General features: G+C 75.2%; 14 protein-coding genes. 11 read left to right on the forward strand and 3 right to left on the reverse strand.

All coding sequences use genetic code 11. The features are described from left to right. From ACFQ11_RS34480 to ACFQ11_RS34510, 7 genes are all read left to right on the forward strand, one after another. A partial coding sequence (locus ACFQ11_RS34480; protein WP_378306532.1) for an AAA family ATPase occupies nucleotides 1-1,831 on the forward strand: 1,831 nt, incomplete at its 5' end. A gap of 221 nt (nucleotides 1,832-2,052) precedes the next feature. Next, on the forward strand, nucleotides 2,053-3,237 hold the full coding sequence (locus ACFQ11_RS34485) for an LCP family protein (RefSeq protein WP_378306534.1): 1,185 nt from the start codon (nucleotides 2,053-2,055) through the stop codon (nucleotides 3,235-3,237). Between the two features lie 9 nt (nucleotides 3,238-3,246). Then, the gene (locus tag ACFQ11_RS34490; protein ID WP_378306536.1) at nucleotides 3,247-3,537 is read left to right on the forward strand and encodes a hypothetical protein; all 291 of its coding nucleotides are present in this window, start codon (nucleotides 3,247-3,249) and stop codon (nucleotides 3,535-3,537) included. A gap of 85 nt (nucleotides 3,538-3,622) precedes the next feature. Beyond that, nucleotides 3,623-3,781, forward strand: coding sequence for a hypothetical protein (locus ACFQ11_RS34495; protein ID WP_378306538.1), 159 nt, complete (start codon nucleotides 3,623-3,625; stop codon nucleotides 3,779-3,781). A gap of 313 nt (nucleotides 3,782-4,094) precedes the next feature. Next, entirely contained in the window at nucleotides 4,095-4,256 is a 162-nt protein-coding gene (locus ACFQ11_RS34500; protein ID WP_378306540.1) for a hypothetical protein, read from the forward strand. Between the two features lie 68 nt (nucleotides 4,257-4,324). Then, nucleotides 4,325-4,813 (forward strand): glutathione peroxidase, encoded by a 489-nt coding sequence (locus ACFQ11_RS34505; RefSeq protein ID WP_378306542.1) that lies wholly within the window; start codon nucleotides 4,325-4,327, stop codon nucleotides 4,811-4,813. A gap of 152 nt (nucleotides 4,814-4,965) precedes the next feature. Further along, nucleotides 4,966-5,868, forward strand: coding sequence for an oxidoreductase (locus tag ACFQ11_RS34510; RefSeq protein ID WP_378306545.1), 903 nt, complete (start codon nucleotides 4,966-4,968; stop codon nucleotides 5,866-5,868). A 3-nt stretch (nucleotides 5,869-5,871) separates the two neighbouring features. Here the strand turns inward: ACFQ11_RS34510 and ACFQ11_RS34515 are convergent, their stop codons facing one another. From ACFQ11_RS34515 to ACFQ11_RS34525, 3 genes are all read right to left on the reverse strand, one after another. Next, on the reverse strand, nucleotides 5,872-6,417 hold the full coding sequence (locus tag ACFQ11_RS34515) for a methylated-DNA--[protein]-cysteine S-methyltransferase (RefSeq protein WP_378306547.1): 546 nt from the start codon (nucleotides 6,415-6,417) through the stop codon (nucleotides 5,872-5,874). A 248-nt stretch (nucleotides 6,418-6,665) separates the two neighbouring features. Beyond that, nucleotides 6,666-9,281, reverse strand: coding sequence for a DUF7824 domain-containing protein (locus ACFQ11_RS34520; RefSeq protein WP_378306549.1), 2,616 nt, complete (start codon nucleotides 9,279-9,281; stop codon nucleotides 6,666-6,668). Beyond that, nucleotides 9,278-10,627 carry an SWIM zinc finger family protein gene (locus ACFQ11_RS34525; protein ID WP_378306551.1) on the reverse strand — a complete coding sequence of 450 codons (1,350 nt, stop codon included), beginning with the start codon at nucleotides 10,625-10,627 and terminating at the stop codon, nucleotides 9,278-9,280. Before ACFQ11_RS34525 ends, ACFQ11_RS34520 begins: the two co-directional genes overlap by 4 nt. Before the next feature lie 111 nt (nucleotides 10,628-10,738). On the opposite strand from ACFQ11_RS34525, the gene ACFQ11_RS34530 reads away from it, so the two are divergent. The 4 genes from ACFQ11_RS34530 to ACFQ11_RS34545 all read left to right on the forward strand — a co-directional run bounded on the left by ACFQ11_RS34530 (nucleotide 10,739) and on the right by ACFQ11_RS34545 (nucleotide 12,697). Continuing rightward, nucleotides 10,739-10,894, forward strand: coding sequence for a hypothetical protein (locus ACFQ11_RS34530; protein ID WP_378306553.1), 156 nt, complete (start codon nucleotides 10,739-10,741; stop codon nucleotides 10,892-10,894). A gap of 46 nt (nucleotides 10,895-10,940) precedes the next feature. Continuing rightward, the gene (locus ACFQ11_RS34535; RefSeq protein ID WP_378306555.1) at nucleotides 10,941-11,300 is read left to right on the forward strand and encodes a hypothetical protein; all 360 of its coding nucleotides are present in this window, start codon (nucleotides 10,941-10,943) and stop codon (nucleotides 11,298-11,300) included. Nucleotides 11,301-11,354: 54 nt separating this feature from the next. Beyond that, complete coding sequence (locus tag ACFQ11_RS34540; RefSeq protein ID WP_378306557.1) at nucleotides 11,355-11,687, forward strand: DUF3817 domain-containing protein; 333 nt, start codon at nucleotides 11,355-11,357, stop codon at nucleotides 11,685-11,687. A gap of 77 nt (nucleotides 11,688-11,764) precedes the next feature. Continuing rightward, nucleotides 11,765-12,697 (forward strand): bifunctional helix-turn-helix transcriptional regulator/GNAT family N-acetyltransferase, encoded by a 933-nt coding sequence (locus tag ACFQ11_RS34545; RefSeq protein WP_378306559.1) that lies wholly within the window; start codon nucleotides 11,765-11,767, stop codon nucleotides 12,695-12,697. Nucleotides 12,698-13,562 lie beyond the last annotated feature (865 nt).

A 13,562-nucleotide genomic window follows, 5' to 3' on the forward strand; every position in this document is an offset into this window, starting at 1 on the left:
GGCGCTGCTCAACCTGCGCGGGGCCCGGCTCGCCGGGCGCCCCGCCGACCGGGCCGCCGCCGCCGCCCGCGCCGATCTCGGCGGCACCGGAGACCCGGGCGCCCCGCGGATCGCGGCGGACGACCTGCCGGAGCGGCTGATCCCCGGCGGCCCGCCGCAGCGCGACCCCTTCGCCGAACTCGCGGCGTGCGTGGGGATCGAGCCGGCGAAGCGGGAGGTCGGGGCGCTCGTCGCCGAGGCCGAGGCCGCCCGGCTGCGCCGCGAGGCCGGGATGACGGCCGCCGCCCGGCCCCGGCACCTGGTGTTCGCGGGCGGGCCCGGCACCGGCAAGACGACCGTGGCGCGGATCCTCGGCCGGATCTACGCCGAGCGCGGCCTCCTGTCGTCGGGGCACCTCACCGAGGTCGAGCGGGCCGACCTGCTCGGCGAGTACGCGACCGAGAGCGTCCTGCGCGTCCGCCGTGCGGTGGAGCAGGCGCTCGGCGGGGTGCTGCTCGTCCGCGACGCGCACGCGCTCGTCTCGTCCGGCGACCCGGCGCGCGGCCGGGAGGTCCTGGACGTCCTGGTCGCCACCGTGCAGGCGCACACCGACGACCTCGTGGTGGTGCTGACCGGGCCGGAGGCGGAACTGAACGGGCTGCTGAAGGCGCACTCCGACCTCGCCGCGTTCTTCCCCCGCACCGTCCGGTTCCCGGGCTTCACCGAGGACGAGCTGGTGCGGGTGTTCGCGGCGAAGGCCGCCGACGCCGGGTTCGCGCTCGCCGACGGCGTCCTGGACCGGGTCCGCGCGCTGCTGCAGGCGGCGCCGCAGGGCCCCGGCTCGGCGAACGCCCGCACGATGGTGAACCTGCTGGACCGCGCCGTCGCCCTGCAGGGCCGCCGCGTCCTCGCCGACGGCGTCGTCGACGAGACCGAGTCGCTCGACGAGATCCTGCTCGAGGACGTCCCGGAAGCGATCGCCCGCGGCCGCGAGGGCGTCCCGGGCGACCCGCTCGCCGAGATCGAGCGGCTCGTCGGCCTCGACGCGACCAAGCGGGAGGTCGCCGCGCTCGTCGCCGAGGCCCGCGCCGGGCGGCTCCGCATGGACGCCAAGATCGCGCCGGGCTCCCCGGCGCGGCACATGGTGTTCACGGGCAACCCCGGCACCGCGAAGACCACCATCGCGCGGCTGGTCGCCGCCGTCTACGCGCAGCTCGGGCTGCTGTCGTCCGGCCACCTGGTCGAGGTCACCCGCGCCGACCTCGTCGCCGAGTTCATCGGGCAGACGGCGCCGCGGGTGCGCGCCGCGGTCGAGCGGGCGCTCGGCGGCGTCCTGTTCGTCGACGAGGCGTACGCGCTCGCCGACGCGGGCGGCGACCGGCGCGACTTCGGCCACGAGGCGATCGCCGAACTGCTGCGGCTGATGGAAGAGCACCGCGGCGACCTGGTGGTCATCGTCGCGGGCTACAAGACGGAGATGGAGCGGTTCGTCCGGGCGAACCCGGGCCTGGAGTCCCGCTTCCCGAAGGTCCTGCACTTCCCGGACTACTCCGACGACGAACTCGTCGCGATCTTCGAGTTCATGGCGGCCGAGGACGGGTTCGTCCTGGCGCCCGGGACGACGGACGCGCTGCGCCGCCTCGTCACCGGGCACCCGCGCGGCGACACGTTCGGCAACGCCCGGTTCGTCCGGAACCTGCTGGAGGCCGCGATCTCCCGGCAGGCGCGCCGGATCACCTCCGTCGAGGGCGAGCTCCCGCCCGCCGAGGCGGGCACGCTCCGTCCCGAGGACCTGCCGGACGTCCCGGCCGCCGAGCGGAACGGCGGCGAGGGCTACGGCCCGTACCTCTGACGGCCCGCTCGCAGCCGGTGGAGCAGGGCCCGCGCGGCGGGGCACGCTGCGACGGTCCGGGCCTGGACCTGATCGCGATGCCGTGTCCCTCGACGTGGTGATTTGGAGCTGTGGACAATCATGCGGGGGATGGAAGCGAGGGACGACCCGTTTTGTCTAGGGTCTACGGCATGAGTGACGGCCGGCCGCGAGGCCGGGGACGACGTGAGGAGGGCCGCCGCGTGGCGCACAGCGGGTACGAAGGCGCCGGAGCGGGACGCGCCCGGGCGGGCCGCGGGCCCGATCCCTACGGGGACCCGTACGGCGGCCGGTACGCCGATCCCTACGACGACCCGTACGCCGGCGACCAGCTCGCCGGGACCCGGCCGTATCCGGACGGCCCCGGCGGCCCCGGCGGTCCGGGCGGCCCCGGCGGCCGGCCGCCGGTCCGGCGCCGCCCCCCGCGCCGCGGGCGCCGGTGGGGGCGCGGGCTGAGCATCTTCCTGGTCCTCGTCCTGCTGCTTCTCGTCGGCGGCTACTTCTACCTGGACGGGAAGCTCGAACGCGAGGACGTCCTGGTCGACTACGCCGGCCGCGTCGCCGACACCCCCGGGACGAACTGGCTGATCGTCGGGTCCGACAGCCGCGAGGGCCTGTCGCGGGAAGAGCGCGACAAGATGGCCACCGGCCAGGCGTCCGGGCGCCGCACCGACTCGATGATGCTGCTGCACTACGGCGAGGGCGGCACCTCGCTCGTCAGCCTCCCCCGCGACTCGTACGTCCCGATCGAGGGGCACGGGCGCAACAAGCTGAACGCCGCGTTCGCCCTCGGCGGCCCCAAGCTGCTCGTCCGGACGGTCGAGGAGGCCACCGGCGTCCGCATCGACCACTACGCCGAGATCGGGTTCGCCGGGTTCGTCGGCGTCGTGGACGCCATCGGCGGCGTCGAGATCTGCGTCAAGGAGCCGATGAAGGACCCCAAGGCGGGCCTCGACCTCCAGCCCGGCTGCCAGACGCTCGACGGCGCGCAGGCGCTCGGCTACGTCCGGAGCCGGAACTACGCGCGCGCCGACCTGGAACGCGTCGAGAAGCAGCGGCAGTTCTTCGGCGCGCTGATGAAGAAGGCGGCGAGCCCGGGCACGCTGGCCAACCCCTTCCGCAGCATCCCGCTGGCGACCAACGGGGCCGGCAACTTCCTCGTCGACGAGGACGACCACATCCACGACCTCGCCCGCATGATGTGGGAGATGAAGGGCGTCAGCGGCGGCGACGGCGTGATGACGACCGTCCCGATCGGCGGGGCGGGCAGCTCGGCGGCCGCCGGGTCCTACATCACCTGGGACAGGCAGCGGGCGAGCGCCCTGTTCGAGGCGCTCAAGCAGGACCGGCCGATCCCGGCGAGCGTCGTCGAGAAGGGCGCGGGTTAGAGTCGGAGCATGTCGGACGCCACTCCCGAGGAGAACCTGGACCGGCTGACGTCCAAGGAGCTGTACGACCGCGCGATGCAGGTCGCCAAGGACGAACGCGACGTCGGCTTCCTGTGGAAGCTGCTGCGCGCCATCCCGGCGGCGGCCGCCGGCCTGGGCGACACCGACCGGGCCGAGTTCGACATCCTGCACGGGATGTCGCTGCTCGAAGAGTTCACGCACGCGGGGGAGGGCGAGCTCGGCGACGCCCTCCGCCCCTTCTACATCGAGTACCTCACCGAGCACGCCAAGCGGGCTTGAGCGCCTCTTTAACCCGCCTTGATCTCTGTTAGGCCACCCTAGGGAATCACTGTGCGTAGGCATCCGACCGCAGAGGGTGGTTGAAGTGAACAAGAAGCACCTGAAGATCGCGTCCATCGCGTTCGTGGCGTGGTACGTCGTGAGCAGGCCGGAGGGGGCGGCGACCATGGTCAACAACGCCCTGAGCGGCCTCGGGACGGCGGCGGAGTCGCTGTCGACCTTCATGAGCGCGATCCCCGCCTAGCCCCGGGCGGTCGCCCCCGGGGCGAAGGGCGCCGGTCTCGAGCACCGGTCTCGAGCACCGGTTCCGTGGCGCCGGGTCTTCCGCGCGACGGCCGTCGAAGCGGCGGTCATCGACGCGTCGGCCGCTGATCCGGCGGCCCCGCGAGCCGCCCCGGTTCTTCTTCGGCCCCGTACCCCGGTCGGTGCGGGGCTCTTTCGCATGGCCACCAAGCGCTGGCGGCCGCGTCACAGTAAAATCGCGCTTTGCGGGCGGACACGCCTGGGCACAATCAAAGCGGGTCATTGTGTCACGGCGCTAGACAGGGACGGCGTTGATGAAGAAGAACATGAAATATGTGGCGATCGCTTTCGTCATCTTCTACCTCCTGAGTTCACCGAACGAGGCGGCGGGCTTCGTCAACAACATCTTCACGCAGCTCGGCAGGGCCGGCGGCTCCCTCTCGGCGTTCGTGGACGGCCTGGACCTGTCCCCCTGACACCGGCACCGTGACGCCGTCCCCGGCCGGCCGGCGGCCGGGGAGGGGCGATCTCCTAGGATCGGCCCATGTCTGTCTTCGACGTAGAGATCGAGGGTCTGCGGGGCGGCTCCGCGGACCTCGCGCAGTACCGGGGCAAGGCCGTGCTCGTCGTGAACGTGGCCTCCAAGTGCGGCCTCACCCCTCAGTACTCCGGCCTCGAACGGTTGCAGGAGCGGTTCGCCGAGCGCGGCTTCACCGTCCTCGGCGTCCCCTGCAACCAGTTCATGGGCCAGGAACCCGGCACCCATGAGGAGATCGCCGAGTTCTGCTCGGCGACCTACGGCGTCACGTTCCCGCTGACCGAGAAGGTCGACGTGAACGGCGACGACCGCCACCCCCTCTACCAGGGCCTCGTCGGCACCCCCGACGCCGAGGGCCACACCGGCGACGTCCGGTGGAATTTCGAGAAGTTCCTCATCGCCCCCGACGGCACCGTGTCCGCCCGTTTCGCGCCGCAGGTCGAGCCCGAATCGGACGAAGTCGTCACCGCCATCGAGAACGCCCTTCCGGCCTGAACCCGCGCACCGGGCGGCGATGTGAATCGCACCACACCGCCGTCCGGTTGTCGGCTATTCGATGACAGGTCTAACTTGAGGGATCTCGCGACAAGACGCGCTCGCCACGTGCTCGCGACGAGACCCGCCCGCGAAGCGACCCGGAGGTTCCCATGCGAGGCTGGACCGCGGACGACATCGGCGACCTCACCGGGCGCCGCGCGATCGTGACCGGGGCCAACAGCGGTCTCGGCTACCACACGGCCCTCCAACTGGCGCGGCACGGCGCGTCCGTGGTGCTCGCCTGCCGCAGCGCCGAACGCGGGCGGACCGCCCACGACCGCATCCGCGCCGCCGTCCCGGACGCCGACGTCGCCCTCGGGTCCCTCGACCTCGCCGACCTGTCGTCCGTCCGGGCCTTCGCCGAACGCCACCCCGAACCCCTCGACGTCCTCGTCAACAACGCCGGGGTCATGGCGCTGCCGCGCCGCGCCACCGCCGACGGCTTCGAGATGCAGTTCGGCACCAACCACCTCGGCCACTTCGCGCTCACCGGGCTCCTGCTGCCCGCGCTCCGCGCCGCGAAGGCCCCCCGCGTCGTGAACGTCACGTCCGGTCTCGCCTGGACCGGCCGGTTCGACTGGAAGGACCTGCAGGGAGAGCGCCGCTACCGCAAGTGGGCCGCCTACGGGCAGTCCAAGCTGTCGAACCTCGCCTTCACCGCCGAACTCGACCGGCGGTTCCCCGAGCTGACGGCCGTGTCCGCGCACCCCGGCTACGCCGCCACCAACCTCCAGCAGACCGGCCCCCGCATGCAGGGCAGCCGCCTCCTCGAACGGGTCACCGGCCTCGGCAACGCCCTCATCGCCCAGCCCGCCCGCGACGGCGCCCTGCCGCTCCTCTACGCCGCGACGTCCCCCGACGTGCGCGGCGGCGCCTGCTACGGGCCCCGCATCCTGCAGTACCGCGGCGCCCCCACCGAGGTCGTCACGCCTCCGCAGGCCGCCCGTCCCGGCGTCCCGGCCCGCCTGTGGCAGGTCTCCGAGTCGCTGACCGGCGTCTCCTACGAGGACTGACGGTCACGCGGGGGCCCGCGCGATGTCCCAGTCGAGGGTCGCGGGGACGGCGCCCTCCAGCGTGAGCAGCCACCGCTTGCCCTCGACGCCGCACGCCCCGCTGTACCCGCCGAGCCCGTTCGACGCGACCACCCGGTGGCACGGGACGATCAGCGGGATCGGGTTCGCCCCCATCACCTGCCCGACGACCTGCGCGTGCAGGCCCGTCCCGCTGCGTTCGCCCAGCTCCCCGTACGTGACGACCGTCCCGTACGGGACCGCCTCGTACAGCGTCGAGAGCACCGCCCGGTGCGCGTCCGACGTCAGCCGCCAGTCGATCGGCAGCCCGAACGTCTCGAGCTCGCCCGCGAAGTAGGCCCGCAGGGCTTCGAGCGCGGGGGCCGTCCGGCCCGGGTCGTCCACGACGGGCAGCCCGCACGCCTTGACGGTGCGGGCGCGCGCGCCGGGGGTGTCGTGGAAGCTCAGCGAGACCACACCGGTTTCGGTCGCGGCCACGAGCAGGCGCCCGAGCACGGTCTCGACCGTGCCGAACGCGAGGGTTTCCTCCATGGGTGCGCTCCTTCCTCCCGATATCTAACCCCGCCGGGCCCGCCCCCGTTGCAGCGAACGCGCAAGTGATCCGCACGGTCTCCGCGTCCACCGGCCGCGCGGCTCAGGCCGGTGTACGGGGGCGCGTCGCTCGCGGGCGGCCTCGCGCCCGACGCGGGCATGCCGATCGCCGCGCGTGCCCGCCGGGGGATCGGCGGTGCGCTGCTCACCCCGGCGACGCCCCGGCCCCCGCCGGGGCGGCCGAGCCCTCACGCTCGGCCTTCGGACAGGACGCGGTTCAGCCGGGCGGCCTCGGTGACGAGGCGGCTCGAGCCGCCCCGGGCGGCGACCTCGGCCAGCCCCGGCACGGCGTCCCGGGCGCGGACGGCCTCGGCGGTGCGGCTCCCGAGCGCGAGGAGGTCGGGCACGCCGGACGGGGCGCGGGCACCGGGGGCGGGCAGCAGGTGCGGGAGCGCGGCGGCGATCACCTGCCAGACGCCGGCGTGCGCGCCCGCGTCCGCGGCCTCGGTCAGGGACCGGACGGCGCGGTTCGGCTTCACCCGGTCGGTCCGCGCCAGGTCGCCGATAGCGGTGCCGGTCTCGCCGCCGGGGAGGTGGCCGCGGGCGGTCAGCGCGAGGAACGCCTCGACCGCGTCCGCGCGCTCGCGGGCGTCCCTGTGCGCGAGCGCGTACGCGAGCACCGTCGCCGTGGCCGCGCCCGCCGGGCCGTCCGCCGCGGCGAGCGCGAGGGCGGTGGCGCCCTGACCGGCCGAGACCTCGTACGGGTCGATCTGGTGGGGCAGGACGTGCGCGGCGGCGAGTTCGCGGTGCGACGGCAGCAGCGCGGGCCACGACTCGGTGCCCCCGGGGTCCGGCTGGGCCGTGAACGCCGCGCCGTGCTCCCACAGGCCGGCGAGGCCGTCCGGGACGTCACCGGTGGGGGTCACGGTCACCACGCCGACCGGCGGGAGGGCCGGGCGGTGCCCGTCCCCGGCGGGGAGCGGCTCGTCGACCCACCTGCATTCAACGGCCGGGTCGGGCGGCCCGCCGGACTCCAGCGCGCGCGCGAGCGTCCGTCCGGCCTCGGTGGTCAGGCGCTTCGCGCGGGCGGCGGCATCGGGGTCCGCGTCGCGCGGGATGCGCAGAAGTGCTTGGAGGAGGTCGGCGCGACCGGGCTCGGCGCCCGCCGCCTCGTGGCGTTCGAGGCGCGCGACGAGCACCATCGGGTCGATGTGCCCGCTGCCCTCGGTCGGCGCGGACAGCAGCAGCGGAACGCGGCCGACGAGGGAGGGGAGTTCGTGCTTGCGGCGGATGAGGAACCGCCGCAGCGGCGGGCCGCCCGCCTTCGTCCTGCGCGGCGGCTCGTCGTGCGCGGCCGTGGCGGCGGGCTCGAGCAGCGCGTGGACGGCGAGGTCGACCCAGTAGTGCCGGGCGTCGGTGTGCGGGTGCAGCGCCCTGCCGGTGCCGTGCAGGTGCCCGGCACCGGGGAGGAGGGCGTCCCGCGTGCCGGACGGGTCGGTGAACGCCGACTCGACGAGCGCGGCGAGGAAGCGTTCCGTCGCGGTCCACGCGAACACGGCGCTCCGCTGCGCCCTGAACTCCTCGGCCAGTTCGGCGAGCGAGGCGATCGGGGCGGGCAGCGCCGGAGCGACGAACGGGGGCGGGCCGGACGGGACGGCCGCCGGTCCGGGGGCCGCGTCCACCTCGCCGTACACGGCGGCGATCGCGGTGCGGAGCTCCTCCGGCAGGTCGGCGGCCGCGTCCCGCACGGTCTCGCGGGTCGCGCCGCCCACCCGTCCGGCGTGCTTCACCGCGATCTTCACGGCGCGTTCGCGCAGGTCGAAGGCCTCGGCGGTGAAGACGGTCGTGATCGCGCGGACCGTTGCGTCGACGCGGTCGCGCGTGCGGGCCGTCCGGTCGAGCCAGGTGAGGGCGGCCCGGACGAGCTTCTTCTCGGGGCGGAAGACGAGCGCGCCGGCGGCCTCGGCGAACAGGTCGCCGTCGAGCCGCCCGAGGGCGTCCGCGCGCCGGACCTGCCGGAGCGCGAGGTCGGCGACGGTGGACGGCGCGGACGGCAGCAGCCGCACGTGGTCGCGGACGCGCGCCGCGGCCTCGTCGCCCGACGGGTCGAGCAGGTCGTGCAGCCGGACGAAGAAGCGCAGCTCGTGGGGGGTGCCGCCGCGCAGGAACCGGCTCACGCAGCCGTCGATCAGCGCGGCGCGGTCGAGGCGCCCGGCGGCGGCGAGGCCCGCGAGCGCGGCGGCCCACGTGGTCTTCCGGTCGTGGTCCCAGCGGGCGCGGGTGTCGTCGCCGGCCAGCGCGCCGCCCACGCCGTCCGCCTCGAACAGCCGGGGGACGAGCGCGTCGAGGAACGGATCGTCGGCGAGCCCGGACGGGTCGGTGACGCTCGCCCAGCCGACGGCGAAGCCGTCCGACCCGGGCGCCTCGGCCCCGGCGGACCGGACGAACGCCGCCGCCATGAGCCACAGCGAGTCCCGGCGCTCGTCGGCGCCCCGGATACGGTCGGCGATGCGGCGCCCGACGTCGGCGCGCCACTCGCCGGGACGCGCGGTGGTGACCTTCTCCAGGGCGGGGAGCACCCCGAGGTACCGGGGATGGGCCCACACCGCCAGCTCCCGGCGGCACAGCCAGTTCGCCGCGGCCGCCGCGCCGCCGATCGTGCCCGCGCCCGCCAGCAGCAGCGGCTCGACGTACCCGCGTTCGAGGAACCCCCACTCGGCCGCCGCGCGCAGTTCCCGCAGCCGCCGCGGGAGCGCGTCGGCGACCTCGCGGCGGCCCGCGTCGTCCAGCCTCATCACCAGCGACATGACCCGGCCCGGGTCCTTGGCGTCGATCGCCGCGCGGACGCCGTCCCACGCGGTCATCGCGCGGCCTCCGCGGACGCGCCGCGGCGGACGATCCGGGCCGCGAGGACGTGCTTGCACGGGCCCCGCTCGCCCCGATGGTCGAACCACCACGGGCACGTGCACGACGCGGCGTCCCCGTCGAACCGGACGTGCCGCTCCCCGCCGCCGGTCGTCACCACCGCGACACCGTCGCCGGTGAACCGCACGGAACCGTCCTCGGCCAGCGCCTGCGCCGACCGCAGCCGCGGGTTCAGCGCGGCCACCCGGGACGGGTCGTACGGGAGTTCGCGGTGGAAGAACGCGGCCTCGGCGGTGTCGAACCCGACGCGGCCGGACGTCCCGAGCTGCACGAGCGCCGCCTTCGTCCGGTCGAGCGTCAGCCCGGAGCGCTCGGCCAGCAGGTCCGGCTCGACGCGCGGCTCGAACGACAGGAGCGCGCCGACGAGGTCGGCGTCGCCCGCCGCCTCGTCGGTCGCGAGGGCGTCCAGCACCGCGCCCTCGCCGGAGAAACCGCGCGACGGTTCCGGGGACAGCGTCAGCACGTAGCGCATCCCCGGCAGCTCCAGCTCCCACACGCTCGCCGTGGGCCCGCTCCCGGCCGTGACCGGCGGCCCGTACGCGCGCAGCGCGCGGGCGAAGCGCAGGAGGGGCGGCATCGTGCGGAGCCGGTCCGGCCCGGCCAGGCAGACCGCGCCCGGCGCCGGGCGGGGCGAGAGCCGCAGCGTCCGCCCGGCGGGCACCGCCCACACCGGACCCCGGCCGCGCAGCGACCGCAGGAACCGGACGGCGTCGTGCCCGGTCAGCTCGGCGCGCGGGTCGAACCCGGCCGTGATCACCTGGACCTCGGCGAAGCCGCGCAGCCACCGGTCGGGCAGCGGGACCTTCTTCTCCACCACGGCGCCGTCCAGGGTCGTGACGGCCAGTTCCTCCTCGCCGACCGCGAGGTGCAGCGGGTCGGAACCGCCCACGCGGGCGAGCGCCTCGCGCAGCGGCCCGTTGACGTCCACGTTCGTCGTGCCGCGCTCGTGCACCTCGCCGTCCATCGCCGGCTCCAGGACGTCCAGCCGCGCGTAGACGCCCCCGCACGCCGAGAACGACTCCAGCCGCAGCCGGTCGCCGTTGCAGGTGACCACCGGGTCGCGGAAGCCGGTCGGTCGCGGCCGGTGGTAGCGGGTCCGCGCGACGTCGGCCAGCCCGATCAGCGCCGCCGCGGCCGGGGCGGCCTGCGTGAGGACGCCGCTGAAGAAGTGCGGGTGCGCCCGGGGCCCGCTCCCGGTCGTCCCGCCCGAAGTCGACAGCCCCAGCAGGCCGCCGTCCATCCCCGACGGACGCGTGTACGTGTAGGACTGTGCCGTAGTCGCCATGGGGTGGAAGGTAAAGGCCGCTTCCGACAATTGGCCGCACTTTCCAGGGGACGGCCACGCCGGTTCCCGCGGGTACGCGCCGATGAGGCGCGGTTCATCGCCGGTCGGCCGTTGACACGGCACTTCGCGCGGGCACCGCCGGGTTCGTCCCCGGCGCGGGAGGCGATCTTCGCGGTCGGGCGGGACGCGGGACGGCTCGCGCACGCGCTCGCGGAGTACGGGCGGGGCGGCCCGTGCCGGCCGCGGTCGAGCCGCGCCCCGCTGTGACGGGGGTGTGCGCCGACTCCCGGAAGGGCGGGGTAGTCTCGTTGACGTGCGACGGTTCCTCACTCCCGGTTGGCTCGGGCTGCATGCGCTGGCGATCGTGTTGTGCACCGCGTTCCTCGGTTTCGGCTGGTGGCAGTACGACCGCGCCCAGGCCGGCAACGACCGCAGCTGGGCCTACACCTTCGAGTGGCCGATCTTCGCGATCTTCGTGGTCGTGATGTGGGTCAAGATGATCCGGGACGAGCGCAACGGCGTGGCGTCCCCGGCGCCCAAGGTGATCGAGGAGCCCGCCGAGGCCAAGGTGAAGCGGGAGATCATCCGGCAGCAGGAGGAAGAGGACCCCGCCCTGGCGGCCTACAACCGCTACCTCGCGCGGCTCAACTCCGAGAGCCGCCGGCGCGACTGACCCCGCACGAGCCCGGCTCGCGATCGGGCACCGGGCCGAAGAAAGGTGTGAACTGTGGAAGGCGCGGTGACCCGGTACCGGATCCTCGCCATGCTCGTCGGCACGCTGCTCGTGCTGCTCGTGATCGGCATGGTGCTGAAGTACGGTCCGACCGACATGCCCGAGATGGCGGGCATCGTGTCCCCGATCCACGGCCTCTTCTACATGGTCTACCTGGCGGCCGCCTACGACCTGTGGCGGCGCACCGGCTGGCCGCTCAACCGGATGGTGCACATCGTGCTGGGCGGCATCGTCCCGCTGATGACGTTCTTCGTCGAGCGCCGGATCGTCCGGGACGCCCGCGCCCTGCAGGCGTCCCGCGAGCAGCCCGCCGAAGCCGGAGTCTGACCTCGCCCGGTTCCCGTGGACCCGCCCCCGCCTTCCGGCGTATTGTTTGACTGAGTCAAACACCTTGGGAGGCGCCGATGGAACCGACCATGGAGGACGTCGCGGCGGTCCGGGCGTTCAACCGCTTCTACACGGGCGTGATCGGCGTGCTGGGCGAGGGGCTGGTCGACAGCCCCTACTCCTTGACCGAGGCTCGCGTGATCTTCGAGCTGGCGCAGCGGGACGAGACCGAGGTCCTGGCCCTGCGGCGCGCCATGGGGCTGGACGCCGGCTACCTCAGCAGGATGCTGGCCCGGTTCGAGAGCGACGGGCTGGTGACGCGCGAGCGGTCGGCGGCGGACGCCCGCCGCCAGGTCGTCCGGCTCACCCCGCGCGGCCGCGAGGTGTTCGCGCTGGTGGACGAACGGTCGGCGGGCGAGGTCCGCGCGCTGCTCGCCGGCGTCTCCGACGCGGACCGGGCACGGCTGCTCGCCGCCATGCGCACCGTCGAGGCCGTCCTCGGCGACCGCCGTCCGGCCGGTGGGACGGCCGGGCCGGTGCTCCGCCCGCCGCGCCCGGGCGACCTCGGCTGGATCGTCGAGCGCAACGGCGCCCTCTACGACGCCGAATGCGGCTGGGACCGCACGTACGAGGCCCTCGTCGCGAAGGTCGTCGCCGGCTACGTCGACGACCACGACCCGGAGCGCGAGAACGCCTGGATCGCCGAACTCGACGGCGAGCGCGTCGGCGCCGTGTTCTGCGTCCGCCGCGACGACGACGTCGCCCAGTTGCGCCTCCTGCACGTCGAACCGGGTGCGCGCGGTGCCGGTGTCGGCGCGGCGCTGGTGGACGAGTGCGTCCGCTTCGCCGGGAACGCCGGATACTCGGAGATCATGCTGTGGACGACGGCCCTCCAGCGCCCCGCGCACCGCGTGTACGCCCGCGCCGGTTTCGTCCTCGCCGAGGAGGAACCGCCGGTCGCCCGCTTCGGCGACACGATCCACGGGCAGGTCTGGCGCCGGAGGCTCTGACGGGCGCCGGCCGCGACCGCCCGGTCGACGGCATGAGCGCGGGCCCGCGAGGCGTACGCGCCTCGCGGGCCCGGCTCCGCAGCGATCCCTGACTGCGTGGCGGCCGAGACGGGGGTCGGACGGAGTACCGGCCGCCTGAGGGTCACCGGCGCGTGGCCGGTCGGGTTGGAACCGGTCGCTCACCTCCTTTCCGGGAACGGGCCGCCGGGTCGTGCGCACCCGGCCGGCGGGACGGGGACGGGCGCCGCGCCGACACCCGCGTGATGTTCGGGAGAGTCCTCGGCGGCCGGAGGGAAGGCGACCGCCGGGGAGACGTCAGGGGAGGGCCGAGTGATCGGTCCGCCCCGCACTTGCAGTGGCCGAGGGGCCCGGAGCCGCTGCCCGGGCCCGGCCCGCGCCGCGATGGCGCCCGCCGGGGCGAGCTCCGCGTCGGCACGAGAGCCGGGGTGCGGAGACCCGCCGGGGCGTGCCCGCCCGACGCACCGGCAGGGAACCGGCTGCCGGCTGCACCGCCGGGGCGTACCGGCCGGGTGGTCGCCGGCTCGGTAATCGGCCGCGGGCTCCCGGCCGGGGAGCCGTGCGCCCGCCGGGCCCGGGGAGGGTGGGCCTCGGGTGGCGGCGGGCGTGGGCTCTCCGGCCGTGGGCACGGGCCTCCGCTCGGCCGGGCTCGCGCCGGGCCACGGGCTCGCACGGGCCGAGCGGAGGCGAGCGCGGGTTCGTCGGACGGGAGAGTTCGGGCCTGAACTCGGCCGCGGCTCGCGGGCCGCGGGCGTCCGGGCCCCCGCCGGGCGGTGAGCGGACGGGCGGAGGCGCCGGGCGGGGCGGGCGCGGGCCCGCGGGCGCGTCCGGTGCGGTGCGGTCCGGG

It is taken from the genome of Actinomadura sediminis (assembly GCF_042675525.1).
Lineage (GTDB): Bacteria > Actinomycetota > Actinomycetes > Streptosporangiales > Streptosporangiaceae > Spirillospora > Spirillospora sediminis.

Coding starts and splice junctions, on each gene's coding strand:
- ACFQ11_RS34515 (WP_378306547.1), bottom strand. CDS start 6,417: ATGGAGGAAACCCTCGCGTTCGGCACGGTCGAGACCGTGCTCGGGCGC.
- ACFQ11_RS34490 (WP_378306536.1), top strand. CDS start 3,247: ATGTCGGACGCCACTCCCGAGGAGAACCTGGACCGGCTGACGTCCAAG.
- ACFQ11_RS34520 (WP_378306549.1), bottom strand. CDS start 9,281: ATGACCGCGTGGGACGGCGTCCGCGCGGCGATCGACGCCAAGGACCCG.
- ACFQ11_RS34505 (WP_378306542.1), top strand. CDS start 4,325: ATGTCTGTCTTCGACGTAGAGATCGAGGGTCTGCGGGGCGGCTCCGCG.
- ACFQ11_RS34510 (WP_378306545.1), top strand. CDS start 4,966: ATGCGAGGCTGGACCGCGGACGACATCGGCGACCTCACCGGGCGCCGC.
- ACFQ11_RS34525 (WP_378306551.1), bottom strand. CDS start 10,627: ATGGCGACTACGGCACAGTCCTACACGTACACGCGTCCGTCGGGGATG.
- ACFQ11_RS34545 (WP_378306559.1), top strand. CDS start 11,765: ATGGAACCGACCATGGAGGACGTCGCGGCGGTCCGGGCGTTCAACCGC.
- ACFQ11_RS34500 (WP_378306540.1), top strand. CDS start 4,095: ATGAAGAAGAACATGAAATATGTGGCGATCGCTTTCGTCATCTTCTAC.